At 59.9% G+C, this 21561-nt stretch carries 14 protein-coding genes and 1 pseudogene; 6 read left to right on the top strand and 9 right to left on the bottom strand.

What is annotated here, in order from left to right; translation table 11 throughout:
• Window positions 1-228: 228 nt before the first annotated feature.
• Window positions 229-1545 carry a glutamate/aspartate:proton symporter GltP gene (gene gltP, locus ACL2XM_RS19945; protein ID WP_413729063.1) on the bottom strand — a complete coding sequence of 439 codons (1317 nt, stop codon included), beginning with the start codon at window positions 1543-1545 and terminating at the stop codon, window positions 229-231.
• 546 nt (window positions 1546-2091) lie between these two features.
• Between gltP and acs the strand changes: the two genes are divergently transcribed.
• The 3 genes from acs (at window position 2092) to ACL2XM_RS19960 (ending at window position 6103) form a co-directional block, all read left to right on the top strand.
• Window positions 2092-4050 carry an acetate--CoA ligase gene (acs, locus tag ACL2XM_RS19950; protein WP_413731497.1) on the top strand — a complete coding sequence of 653 codons (1959 nt, stop codon included), beginning with the start codon at window positions 2092-2094 and terminating at the stop codon, window positions 4048-4050.
• 63 nt (window positions 4051-4113) lie between these two features.
• Entirely contained in the window at window positions 4114-4431 is a 318-nt protein-coding gene (locus ACL2XM_RS19955; protein WP_413727349.1) for a DUF485 domain-containing protein, read from the top strand.
• Complete coding sequence (locus ACL2XM_RS19960) at window positions 4424-6103, top strand: cation acetate symporter (protein WP_410012558.1); 1680 nt, start codon at window positions 4424-4426, stop codon at window positions 6101-6103. Before ACL2XM_RS19955 ends, ACL2XM_RS19960 begins: the two co-directional genes overlap by 8 nt.
• Window positions 6104-6316: 213 nt before the next feature.
• On the opposite strand, the pseudogene ACL2XM_RS19965 reads toward ACL2XM_RS19960, so the two are convergent.
• Window positions 6317-7007, bottom strand: a pseudogene (locus ACL2XM_RS19965) (LrgB family protein).
• Window positions 7000-7422, bottom strand: a complete 423-nt coding sequence (locus tag ACL2XM_RS19970) for a CidA/LrgA family protein (protein ID WP_410012560.1) — start codon at window positions 7420-7422, stop codon at window positions 7000-7002. The pseudogene ACL2XM_RS19965 and the gene ACL2XM_RS19970 overlap by 8 nt, the downstream one beginning before the upstream one ends.
• Before the next feature lie 103 nt (window positions 7423-7525).
• On the opposite strand from ACL2XM_RS19970, the gene ACL2XM_RS19975 reads away from it, so the two are divergent.
• Window positions 7526-8428, top strand: a complete 903-nt coding sequence (locus ACL2XM_RS19975) for a LysR family transcriptional regulator (RefSeq protein WP_410012561.1) — start codon at window positions 7526-7528, stop codon at window positions 8426-8428.
• 75 nt (window positions 8429-8503) lie between these two features.
• On the opposite strand, the gene ACL2XM_RS19980 is transcribed toward ACL2XM_RS19975, so the two are convergent.
• From ACL2XM_RS19980 to ACL2XM_RS19990, 3 genes are all read right to left on the bottom strand, one after another.
• Window positions 8504-10150: a Na+/H+ antiporter gene (locus ACL2XM_RS19980; protein ID WP_413721880.1), complete on the bottom strand. Its 1647-nt coding sequence runs from the start codon at window positions 10148-10150 to the stop codon at window positions 8504-8506.
• 280 nt (window positions 10151-10430) lie between these two features.
• On the bottom strand, window positions 10431-11798 hold the full coding sequence (locus tag ACL2XM_RS19985) for an NCS2 family permease (protein WP_410012563.1): 1368 nt from the start codon (window positions 11796-11798) through the stop codon (window positions 10431-10433).
• A gap of 153 nt (window positions 11799-11951) precedes the next feature.
• Complete coding sequence (locus tag ACL2XM_RS19990) at window positions 11952-12620, bottom strand: glutathione S-transferase (protein ID WP_410012564.1); 669 nt, start codon at window positions 12618-12620, stop codon at window positions 11952-11954.
• Between the two features lie 192 nt (window positions 12621-12812).
• On the opposite strand from ACL2XM_RS19990, the gene ACL2XM_RS19995 reads away from it, so the two are divergent.
• Entirely contained in the window at window positions 12813-15035 is a 2223-nt protein-coding gene (locus ACL2XM_RS19995) for a TonB-dependent receptor (protein WP_413731500.1), read from the top strand.
• A gap of 135 nt (window positions 15036-15170) precedes the next feature.
• Here ACL2XM_RS19995 and ACL2XM_RS20000 read toward each other — a convergent pair whose 3' ends face one another.
• The 3 genes from ACL2XM_RS20000 to fhuD all read right to left on the bottom strand — a co-directional run bounded on the left by ACL2XM_RS20000 (window position 15171) and on the right by fhuD (window position 20601).
• Entirely contained in the window at window positions 15171-17450 is a 2280-nt protein-coding gene (locus ACL2XM_RS20000; RefSeq protein WP_413721876.1) for a TonB-dependent receptor, read from the bottom strand.
• A gap of 284 nt (window positions 17451-17734) precedes the next feature.
• On the bottom strand, window positions 17735-19708 hold the full coding sequence (gene fhuB / locus ACL2XM_RS20005) for a Fe(3+)-hydroxamate ABC transporter permease FhuB (protein ID WP_413721875.1): 1974 nt from the start codon (window positions 19706-19708) through the stop codon (window positions 17735-17737).
• Window positions 19705-20601, bottom strand: a complete 897-nt coding sequence (gene fhuD, locus ACL2XM_RS20010) for a Fe(3+)-hydroxamate ABC transporter substrate-binding protein FhuD (protein ID WP_413721874.1) — start codon at window positions 20599-20601, stop codon at window positions 19705-19707. The genes fhuB and fhuD overlap by 4 nt, the downstream gene beginning before the upstream one ends.
• 138 nt (window positions 20602-20739) lie before the next feature.
• On the opposite strand from fhuD, the gene fhuF reads away from it, so the two are divergent.
• Entirely contained in the window at window positions 20740-21486 is a 747-nt protein-coding gene (fhuF, locus tag ACL2XM_RS20015) for a siderophore-iron reductase FhuF (RefSeq protein ID WP_413731502.1), read from the top strand.
• Window positions 21487-21561 lie beyond the last annotated feature (75 nt).

Genomic DNA, 21561 nt, shown 5'->3' on the forward strand with positions numbered 1-21561 from the left:
AGAGCGTGCCAATGGGGTCGAATCGGGCGTGCTTTTCCCGCCCGACCGAGCGCCCCATGGCAGGGTATGCCCGCCAACACCCATCTCAAAGCAAACGTGTTAAAGGGAGAGCGTGCCAATGGGGTCGAATCGGGCGTGCTTTTCCCGCCCGACCGAGCGCCCCACGGCACGCTGGGCCCGCCGTCACCAAACCGACAGAAGGCATGTTAAAGGGAGCGCGCGCCGCCTTCAGAAGGGCGTCGCGGCCGACGTCTTTAGCATCAGTACCTGCTGTTCATACGCCAGGGCCTTATCGCTATCGAACTGGTTTTCCCACTTGGCTATCACCAGCACCGCCAGCGCGTTGCCCACCACGTTCAGGGCGGTACGAGCCATATCCAAAATGCGATCGACGCCGGCGATAAACGCCAGCCCCTCCAACGGAATACCCACGCTGCCAAGCGTCGCCAGCAGCACCACAAAAGACACCCCCGGCACGCCGGCAATCCCCTTGGACGTCACCATCAGGGTCAACACCAGCACGATTTCCTGGCCGATGGACAGATCGATACCATACAGCTGGGCGATAAAAATAGCCGCGATGCTCTGGTACAGCGTGGAACCGTCCAGGTTAAAGGAATACCCGGTCGGCACCACAAAACTGGTGATTGCCGCAGGCGCGCCATAGGCTTCCATCTTCTCGATAATACGCGGCAGCACGCTTTCCGAACTGGCGGTGGAATAGGCCAGGATCAGCTCCTCCTTCAGGATGCGGATCAGCGTCCAGATGCGCAAATGGCACAACCGCGCCACCAGCCCCAACACCACCAGGGCAAAAAACAGGATCGCGGCATACACCAACAGCACCAGCTTGGCCAGCGGCAGCAGCGAGGCAAAACCAAAATTGGCCACCGTCACCGCAATCAAGGCGAATACCCCCACCGGCGCATAGCGCATGATCATATGGGTCACTTTAAACATGGTCTCGGCCACGGCCTTAAACACATTAAGCAGCGGCGTCTTGGTCTCGCCGGGCAAAGCCGCCAGACCCAAACCGAACAACACCGAGAAAAAAATAATCGGCAGCATATCGCCGCGCGCCATGGCGGCGAAAATATTCGGCGGGATCAGCGAAAGCAGCGTGCCCACCAGGCTATGGTTGCCGCTTTGCACCTGTTCCGTGGTCTTTTCATATTGGGAAATATCCACCGCCGCAAGCGTGGACATATCAATCCCGTGCCCCGGCTGGAACACGTTGGCAAGCGTAATGCCCAACACAATGGCAAGGGTGGTGATAATCTCGAAATAAACAATGGTCTTCAGGCCCAGGCGTCCAAGCTTTTTCGCATCGCCGACGCCCGCAATGCCCACAATCAGCGTGGAGATAACAATAGGCACCACGATCATCTTGATAAGACGGATAAAAATATCGCCCGCCGGCGCAAGAATATTGCCGATAAACCATACCCTGGCTTCAATCTGGTTATGCAGCAACGCCCCGGCGCCGATGCCCAGGATCAGGGCCAGGAGAATTTGCCAGGCAAGACTAATTTTTAACTTTTTCATAACATTTACAATTTCCCGAAGTGATTCCGTCGTGGCCGATTGCGGCCTGAATACGTCGTCGCGCGCATTTTTTAGCGCCCTGTCATCGGACGCGGCGGAGCCTGTTTACAGACTGCCTAAAAAAAAGGACGTCACTCTGTACCATCTTGAAAAGCCCGAATGCAAGCGCTGATTTATAGGGAGTTGGCGACGATTTAACTTATTGCGGTGGAATTAGGCCTAATATCTCATATAACCGTTTGTTATAATTTGATAAATTTTATCCATTTACGCATTATAATCAGGTTTACCCTTCTCTTTTCGGTCCTTATTTTTCTTTTTTGGCGCTTTAATCGGCGATGAAAAAGCGACCAAAAAAATATTTATGTATGATAAATAAACTCCCTACAAACGGACAAAAAGTTCAGTTCGCGGCAGATTTTTGTACACTGAGGTAAAACCTCAGTTTTGCTGCGTGATCTAACGCGCAAAAAAGAAACAAAGCCCTCAGGGCAGGTTCAATTAACCCTCGCTTGACATATTATTAACAAATCCAAGGAGGAAACCATGAGCCATCCCCATACGTACCCGATTCCCGACGCGATTGCGCAACGCGCCCTGTTATCCCAGGAGCAATATCGCCAGCTTTATCAACAGTCTGTCACCGACCCCGATACCTTCTGGGGTGAACAGGGCAAGATTATTGATTGGATCACGCCTTACCAAAGGGTGAAAAATACCTCTTTCGACCCCGGCCACGTGCGAATCCGCTGGTTCGAAGACGGAACCCTCAATGTATCCGCCAACTGCCTGGACCGGCACCTGGCGGAACGCGGCGATCAGACCGCCATTATCTGGGAAGGGGACGACGCCCGCGAAAGCGAGACCCTGACCTACCGGCAACTGCATCAGGCGGTGTGTCGCTTCGCCAATGTACTGAAAGAGCAAGGCGTCGCCAAAGGCGATGTGGTGGCGATTTACATGCCCATGGTGCCGGAAGCGGCGGTGGCGATGCTGGCCTGCGCCCGTATCGGGGCGATACATTCGGTGATCTTCGGCGGCTTTTCCCCCGAGGCCATTGCCGGACGGATTGTCGACTCCAGCGCCAAACTGGTGATCACTGCCGACGAAGGCATTCGCGCCGGGCGCAAGATCCCCTTGAAAAAGAATATCGACGACGCGCTGAAAAACCCGACGGTAAAAACCATAGAACGGGTAATTGTCTTTAAGCGCACCGGTAAAGACATCGACTGGACCGAGGGGCGCGATCTCTGGTGGCATGACGCGGTGGCGCGCGCCGCTGACGACTGCCCGCCGGCGGCAATGAACGCCGAGGATCCGCTGTTTATCCTTTACACCTCCGGCTCGACCGGTAAACCCAAAGGCGTGCTGCATACCAGCGGCGGTTACCTGGTCTACGCCGCCATGACCTTTAAATATGTCTTTGATTATCATCCCGGCGATATTTACTGGTGCACCGCCGACGTGGGCTGGGTAACCGGCCACAGCTATTTGCTTTACGGCCCGCTGGCCTGCGGCGCCATCACCCTGATGTTCGAAGGGGTGCCGAACTGGCCCGACGCCCGGCGCATGGCCCAGGTGGTGGATAAACACCAGGTCAATATCCTGTACACGGCGCCGACCGCCATCCGCGCGCTGATGGCCGAGGGCGACAAGGCCATCGAGGGCACAAGCCGCGCATCCCTGCGCATCATGGGGTCGGTGGGCGAACCCATCAACCCGGAAGCCTGGGAATGGTATTACCATAAAATCGGCAACGCCAAATGCCCAATCATGGATACCTGGTGGCAAACCGAAACCGGCGGTTTCATGATCACGCCCTTGCCGGGGGCCGTGGCGCTGAAGGCCGGCTCCGCCACCCTGCCGTTTTTTGGCGTCCAGCCCGCGCTGGTGGATAACGGCGGCGCTATCCAGGAAGGCGCCGGCGAGGGAAACCTGGTGATCACCGATTCCTGGCCGGGGCAGGCGCGCACCCTGTATGGCGATCACGACCGCTTCGAGCAAACCTATTTTTCCACCTTTAAAGGCATGTATTTCAGCGGCGACGGGGCCAGGCGCGATGAAGACGGTTATTTCTGGATCACCGGCCGGGTGGACGATGTGCTGAATGTGTCCGGCCACCGCCTCGGCACCGCGGAAATCGAGTCGGCGCTGGTATCGCATCCGAAAATCGCCGAGGCGGCGGTGGTCGGTATTCCGCATGCGATCAAAGGCCAGGCTATTTACGCCTACATTACCCTAAACCACGGCGAAATGCCCACCGCCGAACTGTATAACGAGGTGAAGCGCTGGGTGCGCAAGGAAATTGGCTCCATCGCCACCCCGGATATCCTGCACTGGACCGATTCATTGCCTAAAACCCGCTCCGGCAAGATTATGCGCCGCATCCTGCGCAAAATTGCCGCCGGCGACACCAGTAATCTGGGCGACACCTCGACGCTTGCCGATCCGGGCGTCGTTGAAAAGCTGTTAGAAGAAAAACAATCCATGGATATGCCTTCATAAAAACTCCGCCGTCTCCGGACGGCGCTTTCCGATCTTTACCTCTACCCTACTGGAGAGTCCCTGATGAATGACGTCATTTATCAAAGGATAGCGAGTAACCCACACTTCAAGGAACTGGTGGCCAAACGACAGCATTTTGCGGTGCTGCTCTCGTTGATAATGCTTATGATCTACTATGGTTTTATCATGCTGATCGCCTTTGCGCCGGGCTGGCTGGGCACGCCGATCCATGAGGGGACCAGCATCACGCGCGGTATCCCGATAGGTGTCGGCATTATCATCCTCTCATTTGTCCTGACCGCGGTTTATGTCATCCGCGCCAATGGCGAATTTGAACGCCTGACCCAACAGCTCCTGCGCGAGGTACGGTACGATGCATAAATTCATCAGATTCCCCGCGGGCTTGCTGTTGGCCTTTCCCCTGCTGGCACAGGCGGCGCCGGGGGACCGGCAGCCGCTGAACATCCAGGCCATCATCCTGTTCGTGCTGTTTGTCGCCATGACGCTGTATATCACCTATTGGGCCTCGAAACGGACCCGCTCGCGCAAGGACTATTACACCGCCGGCGGCAATATCACCGGCCTGCAAAACGGTCTGGCCATCTCCGGCGACTATATGTCGGCGGCGTCGTTTCTCGGTATTTCCGCGCTGGTGTATACCTCGGGTTATGACGGCCTGATCTATTCGCTGGGTTTCCTGGTCGGCTGGCCGATTATCCTGTTCTTGATCGCCGAACGGTTGCGCAACCTCGGCCGCTATACCTTTGCCGACGTGGCTTCCTACCGCCTTAAGCAAATGCCGATTCGTACCCTGTCCGCCTGCGGTTCGCTGGTGGTGGTGGCGCTGTACCTGATTGCCCAGATGGTGGGCGCGGGTAAGCTTATCCAGCTGCTGTTCGGCCTGAATTACCATGTGGCGGTGGTGCTGGTCGGCATCCTGATGGTGATGTATGTGCTGTTCGGCGGCATGCTGGCCACCACCTGGGTGCAGATTATCAAAGCGGTGCTGTTGCTGGCGGGGGCCACGTTTATCGCGCTGATGGTGATGAAAACCGTCCACTTCAGTTTTGACACGCTGTTTTCCGAGGCCATGAAGGTGCATAGCAAAGGCGCCGCCATCATGCGCCCCGGCGGGCTGGTCTCCGATCCCATCTCCGCGCTCTCGCTGGGACTGGCGCTGATGTTCGGCACCGCCGGCCTGCCCCATATCCTGATGCGCTTTTTTACCGTCAGCGACGCCAAGGAAGCGCGCAAGAGCGTGCTCTACGCCACCGGTTTTATGGGTTATTTTTACTTTTTAACCTTTATCATCGGTTTCGGCGCTATTTTGCTGGTCGGCGCCAACCCGGTGTTTAAGGACAGCTCCGGCGCGTTATTGGGCGGCGCCAATATGGCGGCCATCCACCTGGCGAACGCCGTGGGCGGCAACTTCTTCCTGGGCTTTATCTCGGCGGTGGCTTTCGCCACTATCCTTGCGGTGGTGGCGGGACTGACCCTGGCCGGGGCGTCGGCGGTTTCCCACGATCTTTACGCCAGCGTCATCAAGCGCGGCAACGCCACCGAACGCGACGAGCTCAGGGTGTCAAAAATCACCGTGGTGATCCTGGGCATCGTCGCCATTGCGCTGGGCATTGCCTTTGAAAAGCAGAACATCGCCTTTATGGTCGGGCTGGCCTTCTCCATTGCCGCCAGCTGTAACTTCCCCATTATCCTGCTGTCGATGTACTGGTCGAAGCTCACCACGCGCGGAGCCATGGTGGGCGGCTGGCTGGGGTTGATTACCGCCGTGATGCTGATGATCCTGGGGCCGACCGTCTGGGTGCAGGTGCTGGGCCATGCCGCGCCGATTTATCCGTATGAATATCCGGCGCTGTTCTCGATGCTGGTGGCGTTTATCGGTATCTGGGTGTTTTCGATTACCGATACCTCGGCGCAGGGCGCCAGCGAGCGCGCGCTGTTCTTCGCCCAGTTTATCCGCTCGCAGACCGGCGTGCGCGAACCCAACGCCGTGCGGCCGGAAACACCGGCCCCGGCCGCATTCAAAAAGGCCTGATCGCGGCGGCGATAAAGGTGTCGCTTGCGACCGCCGGTGGGGTTTCCATCGCCTAGGCAGGGTTACGCGTGCCATGGACTGGGCGATAGAGGAATTGCCCGGCGCAGGCAAGCGGCCCGGCGGTCCGTGCGGACGGACCGCCTTTACCAGCGCGCGTCCGGCGCCCGCGCCACTCAAGTCTTTTACCCATAAAATCAACTTACTGATGCGGCTTTACCACATCACCCGCCCAATCAGCGGCGCCACCATCACCGTAAGCACTCCCGCCAGCATCATCACCAGGCTCGACACCACGCCCTCCTCCCGGCCCAGCTCATAGGCGCGCGCGGTGCCCGCGCCGTGGGATGACGCGCCGAGGCCGGCGCCTTTGGCCATCTTGCCCGTGACCGACAAACGCAAAAAAACAATATCGCCCATCGCCATGCCGAACACGCCGGTGATCACCACGAACAGCGCCACCAGATCCGGCTGGCCGCCCATCTGCCGGGCCGCCTCGAGCGCGAACGGCGTGGTGATGGAACGCACCGCCAGGCTGCGCTGGATAACCTCGGGCAACGCCAGCAGACGCGCCAGCCATACCGAGCTGATGACCGCCGTTAGGGTCGCGGCGATAACGCCGGCGCAAAGCGACAGCCAATGCTGGCGGATAATCGCCAGGTTTTCGTATACCGGCACCGCAAACGCGATGGTGGCAGGGCCCAACAGCCATAACAACCAATGGGTTTCCACCAGATAGTGCTGATAGGACACATGGGTTTACCGCCAGCAATGCCACCAGCACCGCGGGGGTAAAAATCAGCGGCATCAGCATCAGGTGGTGATGAAGGCGATAAAGGTGCTTATTAGCGAAATACAGCACCAAGGTCACTAATAAACAAGCCAGACCCAGGATCAGATTAATCATGTCGGGCCTTTTGGCGCGCCAGCCACAGCTCAAAACGATACACCCGGTCGACCACCAGGCCGGTAACCCCCAGCACCAGCACGGTGCTGATGGCAATCACCACAAAAATACGCCAGCCGTCCAGCATCAGCAATTGGGTATAATTAATCACCGCCACCACGGCGGGGACGAAAAACAGCAACATTTCCGCCAACAGCCAGCGCGCCCCGGCCGCCACCCACGCCACCGGCACGATACCCGATAAAATCAGCGCCAGCAGCATAAACATGCCCACCACATTGGCGGGCAGCGGCAGATGAAAACGCGCCACCAATTGCTGGGCTATCAGGAACAGGCCGATATACAACCCCACCTGGACCGGGAGTTGATATTGCAGCACGCGCGGCGGCAGGTTCAGGCGCCCTTGCGACAGCATGACAGCATCCTTTTTTGCTTCGAAGAAACGGCATTATAGGCGGACGGGTAAACTTGCTTAAAATGAATTAATATCATGGATATCATTACCCATTGGAATAGTCATGGATATCCGCACCCTGCGATATTTTGTGGAAGTGGTCAAACAGCAAAGCTTTACGCGCGCGGCGCAAAGCTTATTCGTTACCCAGCCCACCATCAGCAAAATGCTCAAACATCTGGAGGAGGAGCTGGACTGCACGTTGCTGATCCGCGAGGGACGCAGGCTGCGCCTGACCGACAGCGGGCAGGCGGTGTATCACCGCGGGCTGGGCATTCTGGATCAATTCCGCCAGCTGGAGACGGAGCTGGAGGATATCGGCTCGCTGAAAAAAGGCCGCCTGCGGCTGGGCATTCCCCCCATGGTCGGTACGCAGATGGCGGATCTGATCCGCGATTTCCGCCGCCAGTACCCCGGTATAGAATTGCAGATCGCCGAGTTTGGCGGTTTGACGGTACAGCAGGCGGTATTGTCCGGCGAGCTGGATGTGGCGCTGACCGCGCTGACGCCTGATACCGAAGCCGCCCTGGCCATATTGCCCCTGTTTGGCCACCCGTTATGCGCGGTGGTGCCGCGCGCAGCGCCGTGGCTCAGGCGCGACACAGTGCCTTTTGCCGAGTTGGGGAGCTGGCCGATATTAATCTATAACGAGGATTTTGCGCTTTACCGGCAGTTGATGACCGCCTTCCAGGCCGGGGGCATCACGGCGCAAATCGCTGTGCGCAGCGGGCAATGGGATTTTCTGGCGGCCATGGTGGAAGCGGGCATCGGCATCGCCATCCTGCCCGAGCCCATCTGCCGGCGGCTGGACAAAACCCGGCTGCTGTCGCTGCCGGTAGCGCCGTTGATGATGTGGCGACTGGGGCTTATTTGGCGCCAGGACAGTTATCTGTCCCATGGCGCCCAGGCCTGGATAACCGCCTGCCGCCAGCATTGGCCGCAGCCGAAACCCGCCGATGCGCGCTAAACGGCACGCCAGCGGATAGCCGCACGCGGCCATAAACGGACATCAGCGCGCTTCCCCGCCGGACGCCCCCGGGCACTATTCCCGCTCGATGAGCAGCGCCTCGAGCAAATCCAGATCGTGCAGCAGCTTCATCAGGGTTTCATTGCTGATTTTCTGCTGGGCGCGCAGATGATAATACTCGCCCCGTTCGGCGCGCAGCGCATTGAGCCGCATGCGCCGCTCCAGGTTTTCCGCCAGCAGCGCGTCGCCCTGATCGCTTTTGCCGTCGACGCGCCGGCGCAGGTTGCCGACAACCCGCGCGCTAACCTCGTTAAGCAGCTGGGTGTCGATATTTTCTTCGTTATCGTTGGCCAGCCGCTCCTGCATTTTACGCAGGCTTTCAATAGCCACCTCGGCGGCGGCGGCGCGCGCCATGCGCTCTTCCTTGCGGTTCAGCGCCTTATCCGATACCACGATGCCGCGCAGCAGCAGCGGTAGGGCGACCACCCCGCAGATCAGCGAAAACAGGATCACCCCGGCGGCGATAAACACCAGTTGGTAGCGGGAAGGAAACGCGGCGCCGTCGCTCAGCAGCAGCGGGATCGACAACACGCCGGCCAGGGTGATGGCGCCGCGCACCCCGGCAAAGGAGGCGATAAGGATTTCGCGCATGCTGTAGTCGCCAAACACCATCGGCCGTTTATGCAAAAACCGCTGGCTGAATTTTTTCATCAACAATAGCCAGACGAACCGCAGCAGCATCAGCGCCGCATAGATCACTACGATATCGGTAAACAGCATCCAGGTTTCGATGGTCGGATCCAGCTCGGCCTGGGTAATGGAGGTGGCCAGGATTTCCGGGAACTGCAGGCCCAGCAGGATAAACACCATGCCGTTAAACACGAACTCCAGCATCGCCCAGACGCTATTGGCGCGCAGGCGCATGGCCAGCGGCGCGTTGCGGATAATGCCGGACTGGCCGATGGTCATGCCGGAGGCCACCGCCGCCAGGATACCGGACACGCCGAGATGTTCGGCTATCAGGTAGGAGGCGAAGGGCAACAACAGCAGCAATACCGTTTGGGTGGCGGGGTCGTCGCCGCTCCAGCGGTTGATCAGCCGCAACGACTTGCTATAGGCCCAGGTCACCGCCACGCCGGCCAGTAAACCGCCGGCCGCCACTTTCACGAACTCAAGCGTGGCGCCGCCCACAGTAAACACCATGGTGCCCATGGCCACGGCAATGGCGAACTTCAGCGAGACCAGGCCGGACGCATCGTTCATCAGCGCCTCGCCCTGCAGGATGTCCATCAGCTTCTTGGGGATGCGGCCTTCGCCGACGATGCCGGAAAGCGCCACGGCATCGGTGGGCGACAATACCGCCGCCAGCGCCAGCGCCGCCACCAGCGGAATGCCGGGCACCATCCAGTAAATCAGGTAACCGACCCCGACCACGGTAATCAGCACCAGCACCAGGGCCAGCGCCACGATTTCGCCGCCGTGGCGTAAAAATTCCCGCGCCGGGGTTTTCCAGCCGTCGGCGAACAGCAGCGGCGGGATAAACAGCACCAGGAACAGCTCCGGGTTAAAATCCACGTGCAGGCCGAACTGCGGCCAGGCCAGCAGCGCGCCCAGCGCAATCTGCATTAACGGCAGGGGAATTTGAAACGGCAAAATACGCGTAATCACACCCGACAGGGATACAATCAAGGTGAGGATCAGAATTGTAAAAAAGATTTCCATGCTTACCTTAGTCTGTCCTTCTGGCAACGTTTACCGTCTGGCCCTGGAGCGGGGTCCTGGCCTGAAACGCGAGTTTTGATAGTAGATCATTTTGCCAAAAGTTAAAAACCTGTTATCGGCCATGGGCGGTTTTTTTTTATCCCCCGATCGGGTAGCGGCGCCGGGATAGCAATAAAAAACCGCGCCGGTTAAAGAAACCGGCGCGGCCTGGAAGCAAGATAAAGCTGCGCAAATAACCCGCGCGACGGCGGGTAGCCGCGTCACGCCGGCATTAAACCCCTCAGATAGCCCAGCCGCCGGCGTAAAACGTGACCAGCGCCACGGCGATAAGCACCGTGCCGACGTTAAGCCTGCGCCATTCCCCGGCAAAAACCCGGCCGATAACCAGCGATCCGAAGCCCAGCATGATACCGGTGACGATATTGCAGGTCAGCACGATAAAGGTCGCGCACAGCAGTCCCGACATCGCGTCGACAAAATCGCTGAAATCCAGTTTGGCGACGTTGCTGAGCATCAGCAGGCCGACATACATCAGCGCGGGTGCTGTGGCGTACGCCGGCACCAGATAAGACAGCGGCGATAAAAACAGGATCACCAGGAACAGCAGGCCGACAATGGTCGCGGTCAGCCCGGTCTTGCCGCCGGCGGCGGTCCCGGCGGCGGATTCGATATAGACCGCGGCCGGGGACGCGCCCACCAGCGACGAAAAGATACTGCTCAGGGAATCCGCGGTCAGCGCGCGGCCGCCGTTGATAATCTGGCCATCCTTATCCAACAGATTGGCCTGCCCGGCCACCGCGCGAATGGTGCCGGTGGCGTCGAACACCGCCGTCATCACCAGCGCCAGCACGCTTGGCAATACCGCCGGCTGCAGCGCGCCCTTGATATCCAGGTTAAAAATCAGCGAATGCCCCTCGGCGTCGGACAGAGTCGGCAAGGCAAACAGCCCGCGATAGCTGACCTGGGGATCAAATATCAGGCCCAGCAGCGAGATGGCGATAATCACCAGCAGAATGCCGCCCGGCACCCGTAGCTTTTCCAGGCCAAAAATGGCCGCCAGCCCCGTCAGCGCCATCATGACCGGGAACGAGGCAAAATGACCCAAGGCCACCGGCAGGCCTTCGATAGGGTTCTTTACCACCAGGCCGACGCCGTTGGCGGCAATAATCAATAAAAACAGGCCGATGCCGATACCGGTGCCGTGGGCCACGCCCATAGGCAGGTTATGCAGGATCCAGGAGCGGATGCCGGTGGCGGAAATCAGGGTAAACGCCACCCCCATCAGGAATACCGCGCCCAACGCCACCGGCACGCTGATATGCTGGCCCAAGACCAGGCTGAACGCGGTAAAGGCGGTAAGGGAAATGGCGCAGCCGATCGCCATCGGCAGGTTGGCCCATAGCCCCATCAACAGCGAACCGAACGCCGCCACCAGGCAGGTGGCGACAAATACCGCCGCCGGCGGAAACCCGGCCTTGCCCAACATGCCGGGCACCACGATCACCGAATACACCATGGCCAGAAACGTGGTCAGGCCGGCTAATACTTCCTGGCGCAGAGTACTGCCGCGCGCGGAAATCTGGAACCAGGCATCAAGCGAGGAGCGCGGCCGGGCGTTGTCGCTGGCCGGTTGGATGGAACTGGACATAAAAAATCCCCTGGGATTATGTTGCTTCATCATCACTTACCGTCACGATTGCGATGATATAACCATGCGAGGGCGGGGATTATCCTGCCCCCGGCGGGGGGATTTCAACCGAAAGTTCCTTTAGCTGACACTTTATTGATTTGGCGGGGGTCCTCAGGCTGTCCCGGGCGGCTGCTCGCGCTCTTTCGCCCGCTGGTAGGCCGGCCGCTGCCGCAGTTTATCAAGATAAGACCGCAGCGACGGGTACCCGTCAATGCCCACGCGCGTCGCCAGGCCCTCCAGCGGAAAGCTCATCTGGATATCCGCCGCGCTGAACCGGTCGCCGGCGAACCAGAGATACTGGCTGAGATGATTCTCCAGATACCGGCAATGGGTCAGCAACTGGGGATCGAGATATTTGCGCGATACCCCCTTGCCCACCGCCGCGCCGATGGGCCTTGCCAGCAGCGGTACCGGTGGTTTACCCAGCATGCCGAAAATCAGCTTCATCACCAGTAACGGCATTAACGACCCCTCGGCATAATGCAGCCAGTAGCGATACCGTACCCACTCCTCGCTGCCACTGTCCTGCGGCGCAAGCAGGAACGCGCCGTCGTAGCGATCCAGCACATAATCAATAATGGCGCCCGATTCCGCCAGGGTCAGCGCGCCGTCGGTAAGAATGGGTGATTTGCCCAGCGGATGGATTATTTTCAGCGTTTCAGGCGCCAGCATATGTTTATCCCGCTGGTAATAAAAAACGTCGTAGGGCAGATCAAGCTCTTCCAATAGCCACAGGATACGGTGTGATCTGGATTTATTCAGGTGATGAACGGATAGCATCGCGCGCTCCTTGAAGGGATTGCCTGTTATTACTGTAGACCACCCCTTGCGCCATCCGCTGTGATCGCCAGGTTTTTCGCAGGCAATTGCAAATGTAATTCTTACTAATTGTTGCAAATGAATTCCAATTATTGATAATTAGCCACCTAAGAATGAAACTCATTATCTTTATCATTAAGGGATGTTATGCGTATGTGTTCACTGGTAGGGCGGCGGTTTAGGGTTCGCCGTTCCCTGGCCCTAGTCCTCAGTTCCGTATTAAGTGGCCATGTCGCTGGGGCAACGCTGCTCCCCGCCGCCCCTACAGCGCCCCCCGCCGCCACCGGTGCAAAGGACGACGTGATTACCGTGGTCGCCGCGCCGCAGGCGTTTAAACCCGGTGGTGACCAGCCGGTGCCGGCATACCTGGACGGACAAGTGGCCAATGGCGCTCGCTTGGGCATCCTGGGGGAACAGAGCGCGCTTGACGTGCCATTCAATGTAATAAGCTTTACCGCCAAGATGATTGAGGATCAGCAGGCGAAAACGCTGTCCGATGTCGTGCGCAACGATGCATCGGTACAGTTGGCCGGCGGCTACGGTAATATTGCCGAAAGCTATCGGATCCGGGGTTTCCAGGTCGACGGCCAGGATATTTCCCTGGGAGGGCTTTATGGTGTGATGCCGCGTCAGATTATTTCCACCCAGATGATAGATCGAGTCGAAATTTTCAAAGGTTCCAACGCCTTCCTCAACGGCGTACCGCCGGGAGGCAGCGGCGTCGGGGGCGCAATTAACCTGGAGCCGAAACACGCCGGCGACGACCCGCTGGTGCGTCTGGGAACGGACTACAGCACCAAATCACGCATCGGGACATCGGTGGATGCCGGGCGCCGCTTTGGCGATAACAACCAGTTTGGCGTACGCGCCAACGTCCTGCAGCGCGAAGGGGAAACGGCGGTGCACGACGCGAAGGAACGCACCACCCTGGCCTCGGTCGGCCTGGATTACCGCGGCGATCGTTTTCGCGCGTCGCTGGACGGGGGTTACCAGAAACAGACCGACCACGGCGGCCGGATGGGATTGAAGCTTGGGCCCAACATGACGGACCTGCCCGCCCTGCCGGATGCTTCCACCAATTACAGCCCGCAGTGGGCCTATTCCGATCTGAAGACCCAATTCGGCATGCTGCGCGGCGAATATGACATCACTGAGAACTGGACGTTTTATTCCGCCATCGGCGCCAGCCGTAACGATGAATTGGGCTCCTATACCGCTGCGACGGTGCTTAACAGCCAGGGCGACGCGAGCATAAGCCGTCTGTCAACCGGTTACAGCAGCGATAATTTCTCCGGCATGACCGGCATCCGCGGGACGTTTCATACCGGCGTGATCAAGCATAACGTGAACGTCGGCTATTCGGGTGTCAATACCCAAACCCGCGCCGGCTATACCCTATCGGGCTCGACATCGCGGACTAACATATACGATCCGGTGCAGGTTGATAATCCGCCGACGCTGTATTCCGCCAGTTCACTGCATCATCCGGTGACCCGCAGCCGCACCAATACCACCGGCGCGTCCGTATCCGATACGCTCTCGGCGCTGGACGATCGGGTACTGCTAACGCTTGGGGCGCGGCGCCAGGAAATTCGCATCCGCAATTACAGCTACACCGGCGTCGAAGACGGCGCCAGTGCCTTTGACGCGATGAAAATCACGCCCGCATATGGCCTGGTGGTCAAACCCTGGGAACATATTTCCCTTTACGCCAACCATATCGAAGCGCTGCAGCCGGGCAAGACCGCGCCTTCGAGAACGGCTAACGCCGGTTATGTTACCGGCACGGTGTTATCCAAACAGAATGAAATGGGGATTAAAGCCGATTTCGGCCGCGTCGCCGGTTCGGTGGCGTTGTTTGAAATTAAACGGCCCAACGGCTTTACCGATCCGACCAGCAATATTTACGGCCTGAACGGCGAACAAAAAAATCGCGGCATAGAGCTCAATGTGTTCGGCGAGCCGCTATACGGCGTGCGCCTGCTTGGCAGCGTCACCTGGATAGACAGCGAACTGTCCCGAACCCTTAATGGGGTCAATGATGGCAACGATGCCGTCGGCGTGCCGAAATACCAAGCGGTGCTGAACGGGGAATGGGATATCCCGGGCGTTGAAGGACTGACCGCCACCGGCACCGTGACTCACGCCGGCTCGCAATATATGAACGAGGCTAATACGGTAAAGCTTGATTCCTGGACCCGCCTGGACCTGGCCGCGCGCTACACCACCAGCCTTAAGGAGCATAACGTGGTCTGGCGCGCCGGTGTCGAAAACGTCACTAATGAAAATTACTGGTCATCGGTGGAAGAAACCGGCACCTATGTTTTCCAGGGCGACCCGCGTGAATTGAAGCTTTCCATGAGCGTCGACTTCTAATAGGTCGACCGCGTGCGGCCAACGCTGCACGCGTGACGCATCTAACGGCGGACATGTCGTCAAAGGCGGCGCAAATACCAGAAAAAAAACCGCAACGGCCGGGGCCGGTGCGGTTTTTTTATGCCCGGCGCGTTATCAGAAGTCGACCGTCATGGACACTTTCGCTTGGCGCGGGTCGCCCTGGGTCAGGTAACCGCCGGTGGCCGAAGCCCAATACTTCTCGTTGGTGACGTTTTCCACGCCGGCACGCCAGATAATATTGTTTTTCGGCAGGTTCATATTGTAGCGCAGGCCCAGGTCCAGGCGGTTCCAGCTATCCACCTTCAGGTTGTTGGCCGAATCGGCATACTGCGAGCCGGTATGAATCACCTTGCCGGTGGCGGTAATGCCGGTCAGGCCGGGAATATCCCATTCGCCGCCCAGCACCATCTGGTAGCGCGGGATACCGATGGCGTCATTGCCGTCGTAAGTGCCGTCCTGGGTCTTGGTCATTTCCGGGTCCATCCAGGCCATGCTGCCGTTTAAGCGCACGCCGTAGATCGGTTCGCCAAAGACGTTCAGCTCCAGGCCGCGGTTACGCACCTCGCCGCTGTTGTTGAACGAATAGCTGTCGGCGCCGTTGCGGGTATACACGCCGACCGGTTTCTTGATTTCAAACAGCGCCACCGAACCGGCGACGCGGCCATAGTCCGCCTTGATCCCCACTTCGTTTTGCTTGGAGGTCTGGATGCCGGCCACCTGCCCGCCGTTGGTTACCAGATCGCCGTTATAGGTCAGGCCCGCGCTATCACCGGCCTGCAACGCTTCGATATGGTTGGCGTACAGCGAAATATGATCCCAGGGTTTAACCACCAGGCCGAAGGCCGGGGTCACCTTGGTTTCATCGAACTGGCTGCTTTGCTCGCCGGTGTAGGCGTAATTGGCCACCACTACGTTTTGGCGCCGGGCGCCGGCGGTCAGCTGCACTTTGTCATCCAGTACCGACATGGTGTCGGCGATGGCGATACCGTTGTTGCGCACCCGGTTGAAGACGCCCGGATCGCCCATATGACCGCCGGTATAGAGGTTTTCCTCCGGCCTGTCGGAATAGTGCGGATCGTAGATATTATTGGTTATCGTCGCGCCTGACATGGTGTAGGCGGTGCTCACCTTACGGTTGAGGGTGGAGAAGCCGACATTGACGTTGTGTTTCACGAAGCCGGTATTGAATTTACCGCGAATCCCCGCCTGGCTGGCAAAACTGTCGGAAAAATACGGTACTGTCAGCCGGCTCATGGTGCCGTTGCCGTTATCATCGCTCAACGTCGGCGACGAGTAATCGCCGTTCTCATGATCGTGATTGGCGCCGACCGCGCCATAGAGGGTCCAGGAATCCGTCAGGTCATATTCTCCGCGCAGCATGCCGAACTCGTTTTCCGTATCGGTATAAGCCCATTTCTGGCTGTAGTTATTCGTCGCGGAAGGCGCGTCGGGAATCTTGGTGGCGTTGCCCAGGTAGACCACCGAACGGCCGCCATGTACCGTCTGTTTACTGGCGCCCAGATCAAGCGAGGTGCGAAAACGATCGCCCCGGTAATCCAGGCCGATGGAGGCCATGGTCAGGCGGCGTTTTTCATCATCAATGGCGCTGCCGCCTTCGCGGTGCGCCGCGTTGATGCGCACGCCGAACTGGTTGTTATCGCCATAACGACGGGCGATATCGACCCCGCCGCCCACCTGGGATTTGGAGGTATAATCCAGGGAAACGCGGTTAAGCGGTTCATCGCCGGCGCGTTTGGGCTCGACGTTTACCGTACCGCCGACCCCGGTGCCGCCGGGCGGCACGCCGTTGAGGAATGCGCTGGATCCCTTCAGTAATTCGATACGTTCGGCAAACTCGGTGGGCAATATCTGGCGCGGCAATATGCCGTACAAACCGCCGTAGGAGATATCGTCGCCATTAAGGGTAAATCCCCGCACCACGAAGTTTTCCGCATAGTTGCCGTACCCGTAGCCGCGTTGCACCGAGGCATCGTTATTCAGCACATCCGCCAGCGTGCGCGCCTGCTGATCCTGGATAAGCTTCGACGTGAACCCGACGACGCTGAAGGGCACATTACTGGCGTCCTGCTGCCCCAAAAATCCCACCCGGCCGCCGTTGGCGATCTGGCCATCCATATACGCCGGCACCAGTTGATCGCCGCCCGGACGGAAGTTGGTCTCCGGCGCGGCCACCACGGTAATGGTATCACCCTTGCCCGCGGCCGTATTGGCGGCAGGCGTGGCGGCGGTAGACGCGGCGGCGTTAGCAGCGCTGGATGCGGCGGCGGCGTTGGCGGGTAACGCCATCGCGCCGCAGCACGCGCCGATAACCACGGCCAGCAGACGTGGAGAGGACGTGATTCGCCCTACGGGAGAAAAATCGGCAGTACGCATGTGCAGAAAACCCTTGCTGAATAATAATGAGAATGATTCTTATGAGAGTTCAGGATTATGCAAGAGGATGCATTATTTGCAAGACAATATTTTAGATATTAGTAATTCTTTTGTCTTAAATTAACAAATCTCATGCGTCGACGGGTATTTGCCCGGTATTCCCCTGTAACACGCGGGGGAATACCGGGCTATGAACCGTTCCGAGGCCAGGCGCACCGGTCTGTTAACCGGTCCGCCGGCGCGGTGTGTAAATAGATTAGCGCGCCTGATGCCAGGGTAATACATCAGCCGGCCTGCCGGCGCAGTAAATAGATAAAATAGGGCGCGCCGAAGAAGGTGGCCAATAGCCCGGCGGGAATTTGATAAGGGAAAATAATAAATCGGCCGCACCAATCGGCGATCATCATCAGCACGCCGCCCAGCAGGCAGGCCGCCAGCATCTGTGGCATGGGACGGCGAAATCCGGTCAGCCGGGCCATATGCGGCGCCATCAGGCCGATAAAACTGAGCGGGCCAACGTTCAGGGTGGCGGTGGCAATCAACCCGGCGGCCAGCAATAGAATGGCCATACGCGCCGGTTTTAACGCCACGCCCGCCGCGCGCGCGGTGGCGCCGCCCAGCGGCAGCAGGTCCAGCCAGCGGCGCAACAGGGGCGCCGCCGCCAGCAGTACCACGGCGATAACGGCGGTGCGTATGGCCTGGGCGCCGCTGACCTTGTAGGTGGAGCCGGATAGCCAGGTCAGCACCGATGACATGCGCGGATCGCCGCTGACCAGCAGCAGGGTAAGCAAGGTGGTGAACAGCGTGCTCAGCGCTATGCCCACCAGCAGCAAACGCCCGCTGGAAAACCCGCCGCGCTGCGAGAGCACTATAATCAGCAGCAGCGTCAGGGCCGCCCCCAGGCTACCGGCCGGCAGCAGCCAGGCAAACGCGTCGTCCGGCACCAGCAGCAACAGCAGCACCACGCCAAAGGCCGCGCCGGAACTGATGCCCAGCACTTCCGGGCTGGCCATCGGGTTGCCGGTCATTTTCTGAATCAGGGTGCCCGCCGCCGCCAGCATCGCGCCGGCCGCGCCGGCCGCCAGCACGCGCGGCCAGCGCCAGCGCCACATCTCCTGTAGCGACCAATACCAGCCGTAATTATCGCGTCCCAGCGTCAGCGCCACGACGGCGACCAGTATCAGCAGCGCAACCCCTGCCAGTACGGCCGGCGGCGTCATCCGCCGCTCCGGCCTGAGCGTCTGGGCGTTATCCGCGGCCATGGCGCGGGTCTCCCTGAGCTTGGGCAACAGCCATAGCAACAGGGGGGCGCCGATCAGGGCGGTGGCGGCGCCGGTGGGGATTTCCCGCCACAGCCGAGCCAGCAGGATCATCAGTTGATCGCTGAGCAACAGCAGCAGCGCGCCCAGCAGGCAGGAAAACCCTAAACGGGGCAGCAGGCGCCGGGCCCCGAGCATACGCGCCAGCAGCGGCGCGAACAGGCCGATAAAACCAATAATGCCGGCGGCGTTGACCAGAAAGGCGCTTAACACGATCGCCACGCCGATGCCGCCGACGCGCGCGGCGATAAGGCCCAGGCCCAGGTTGCGCGCCACGCCGTCATCCAATCCCATCAGCATCAGCGGTCGCAGCATCAGCAATATCAGCAGCAGGCCGACGGCCAGCCGGGGCAGCAGGAACTGTACCCTGCTCCAATCCTGCTGGTTGAGCATGCCGCTGCTCCAGAGAAAAAGGGTTTGCAGCCGCTCATAGTTAAGCAGCGCCAGCAGGCTTTTGGCCGCCCCGCAGTAAAGCCCCAGGACCAATCCCGCCAGAATCAGGGTGACCGGCGACAACCGGCGCCCCCAGGAAACGCCGAACACCAGGCCGCCCACCGCCAGCGCGCCGGCTATCGTCGCCAGTTGGCGGGTCGCCTCGTCGCCCGGCAACGCCAGGAGGGTCGCCACCGTGAGCCCCAGTTGCGCGCCCGCCGACACCCCGAGCGTGGTGGGTTCGGCCAGCGGATTGCGCAGTATTTGCTGGAACACCACCCCCACCAGCCCCAGCCCGGCGCCCACCAGCAGCGAGAGCGCGGTGCGCGGCAGCAGGCTGTAGTGAAACAGCATTTGATCAATACTGCCGGTATCGGGATGGCACGCCGCCCGCCACCATAAACCGGGCGCGAGCTGAAGGGTTAAATTAAATACCGCAAGCGACAGCGCGGCAAGCGACAACGCCAGGACCAATGCGGCGGATAAGCGCGGAACGCGTTTACTCATGCCCGTGGCTCCATCGCCTGCCCGAGCATCCGGCAAAAGCGCATGGCGGCAAGGGTGGCGCCGAAAAACCACACCGCGGGCAGCACCCGCAGCTGTTTTTGCCGGACAAAAGGCAGCGTTTGCCAAAGCGTGGAACCGGCCACTTCCGCCAGGGGATCCTGGGCGCCGCGATGAAAACACAGCGCCCTGACGCCCCGGAACTGCGCCAGCCGCTCAAGGCCCACCGTTGCGCTGCCCCAGACATTTTCCTCGCCGTCCCAGGCGTTCGCCACCCCCACCCGATCCAGCACATCCTGGAGCAGGCTGTTTTTGCCGATAACCATGATGCGGCGGCTGTCGATAAAGGAAAACAGCAAGACGGGGGGAAGCGGAAGGGATCCAGACGCCAGCCGCTGCCGGGTCTGGTCCAGTTGCCGGTCGAGATCGGCCATATGTCGTTGCGCCCGATCCGGCATCCCCAGGCGCCCGGCCAGGGCGACGATATCCTGGCTGGCCACGGCCAAAGGCCGATCGCCTTGCCGGCTAAAACGGAAGGTCATGGTGGGCGCAATGGACGCGACGCTTGCAGGCGCCGGGCCAAAACCCTCCGATAGCAGGATCAGCGAGGGCGCCAGGCGCTGCATCGCTTCCATATTCGGTTCGTTGCGCAGCCCCACGTCCAGCACCGACGGCGGCAGCGCCGGCTCCGCCACCCAGCTGCGGTAATTCGGCGCGTCGGCAATGGCCATCGGCGTCACGCCAAGGGCCAGCAGCAGCTCCGCCGGGCGCCACTCCAGCGCGATAATACGTGCCGCATCGGGTATGGGCGCGGCGGCGGCGCGGCGGGAAAACCACCAGGGCAACACGGCCATCGCCTGTAAAAGACGTCGGCGATAGGCATCATGAGTCTGCATAAATTTTAAATATTAATAGTTATCATTCTGATTTTGATCGCCTATTATGCGCATTCGGAGAGAGACCGCAAGCCGCCCGCCTGCCGGAAGCTCTTTGCCTTGTCCTTAATCAATAGTCCCGATCGATACAGGAAGCGTATGAAGCCTGACGCAGCAGCACCCACCCCCGGATGCGCCATTGATATCAACGGCAGTTTTCTCTTCTCCGTTCCCAGCGGCGGAACGGGCTATTCGGCGGCGGATTTATGCGCGCCGGAAACGGCGCTGGCGCTACTGGAGCCGTTCCTGCGGCTGAACGAAGGGGGCGACCGGGCGGCGGTGATCTCCATGTGGTCGCAGTGGTATTTTGCCCTGCTGCTGGCGCCCTGGACAAGGATCGCGCTGCTGCATGACTGGCGGCTGCCGGCGGATCCGCGCGCGATTCAATTTACCCAGGGAGCGCAATCCGCCGTGCCGGAAAAATTTATCCTGGCCGATCGCGGCGCAAAAATCGCCGGCGGCGTCGCCATCCCCGCGCTGTTCGGGCAGTTGGTGGAGACGCATGTGCTGCCGGTTTGCCGGACCTTCGGCCAGTTGGCCGGCATCAGGCCGGGCCTGTTCTGGAACAACGCCGCCATCCGCGTCGCCCACGGCATCGATATGGCCGCGGAACAAGGCGCCGATACCGGGGAAGCCAGGGCGTTTCTCGCCACCAAAACCCTGACGGACGGCGCGCCCAACCGGCTGTATCAGCCGGTACGGGTGGTGGAGCACGACGCCGGCCCGAAAATCATCCGCCGGCTGTGCTGCCTGCGCTATAAGCTCAGCGGCCTGGAATATTGCCCGAGCTGCCCGCTGTTGGTGGCGCAAGAGCGTAAATGCCGGCATCGGGAACAGCAGGGCTAAGCGTTCGCCACTGCGGGCATGACGCCGGGCAAGACGTATTTCTCCGCGCCCCAGGCCTCGCACCGGCGGCCGCTC

It is taken from the genome of Sodalis sp. RH20, assembly GCF_047324205.1.
Classification (GTDB): Bacteria; Pseudomonadota; Gammaproteobacteria; order Enterobacterales; family Enterobacteriaceae; genus Acerihabitans.

Excerpts from the sequence above, each read along its gene's own strand:
- gltP (WP_413729063.1), bottom strand. The coding sequence starts at position 1,545 with ATGAAAAAGTTAAAAATTAGTCTTGCCTGGCAAATTCTCCTGGCCCTG.
- acs (WP_413731497.1), top strand. The coding sequence starts at position 2,092 with ATGAGCCATCCCCATACGTACCCGATTCCCGACGCGATTGCGCAACGC.
- ACL2XM_RS19955 (WP_413727349.1), top strand. The coding sequence starts at position 4,114 with ATGAATGACGTCATTTATCAAAGGATAGCGAGTAACCCACACTTCAAG.
- ACL2XM_RS19960 (WP_410012558.1), top strand. The coding sequence starts at position 4,424 with ATGCATAAATTCATCAGATTCCCCGCGGGCTTGCTGTTGGCCTTTCCC.
- ACL2XM_RS19970 (WP_410012560.1), bottom strand. The coding sequence starts at position 7,422 with ATGCTGTCGCAAGGGCGCCTGAACCTGCCGCCGCGCGTGCTGCAATAT.
- ACL2XM_RS19975 (WP_410012561.1), top strand. The coding sequence starts at position 7,526 with ATGGATATCCGCACCCTGCGATATTTTGTGGAAGTGGTCAAACAGCAA.
- ACL2XM_RS19980 (WP_413721880.1), bottom strand. The coding sequence starts at position 10,150 with ATGGAAATCTTTTTTACAATTCTGATCCTCACCTTGATTGTATCCCTG.
- ACL2XM_RS19985 (WP_410012563.1), bottom strand. The coding sequence starts at position 11,798 with ATGTCCAGTTCCATCCAACCGGCCAGCGACAACGCCCGGCCGCGCTCC.
- ACL2XM_RS19990 (WP_410012564.1), bottom strand. The coding sequence starts at position 12,620 with ATGCTATCCGTTCATCACCTGAATAAATCCAGATCACACCGTATCCTG.
- ACL2XM_RS19995 (WP_413731500.1), top strand. The coding sequence starts at position 12,813 with ATGTGTTCACTGGTAGGGCGGCGGTTTAGGGTTCGCCGTTCCCTGGCC.
- ACL2XM_RS20000 (WP_413721876.1), bottom strand. The coding sequence starts at position 17,450 with ATGCGTACTGCCGATTTTTCTCCCGTAGGGCGAATCACGTCCTCTCCA.
- fhuB (WP_413721875.1), bottom strand. The coding sequence starts at position 19,708 with ATGAGTAAACGCGTTCCGCGCTTATCCGCCGCATTGGTCCTGGCGTTG.
- fhuD (WP_413721874.1), bottom strand. The coding sequence starts at position 20,601 with ATGCAGACTCATGATGCCTATCGCCGACGTCTTTTACAGGCGATGGCC.
- fhuF (WP_413731502.1), top strand. The coding sequence starts at position 20,740 with ATGAAGCCTGACGCAGCAGCACCCACCCCCGGATGCGCCATTGATATC.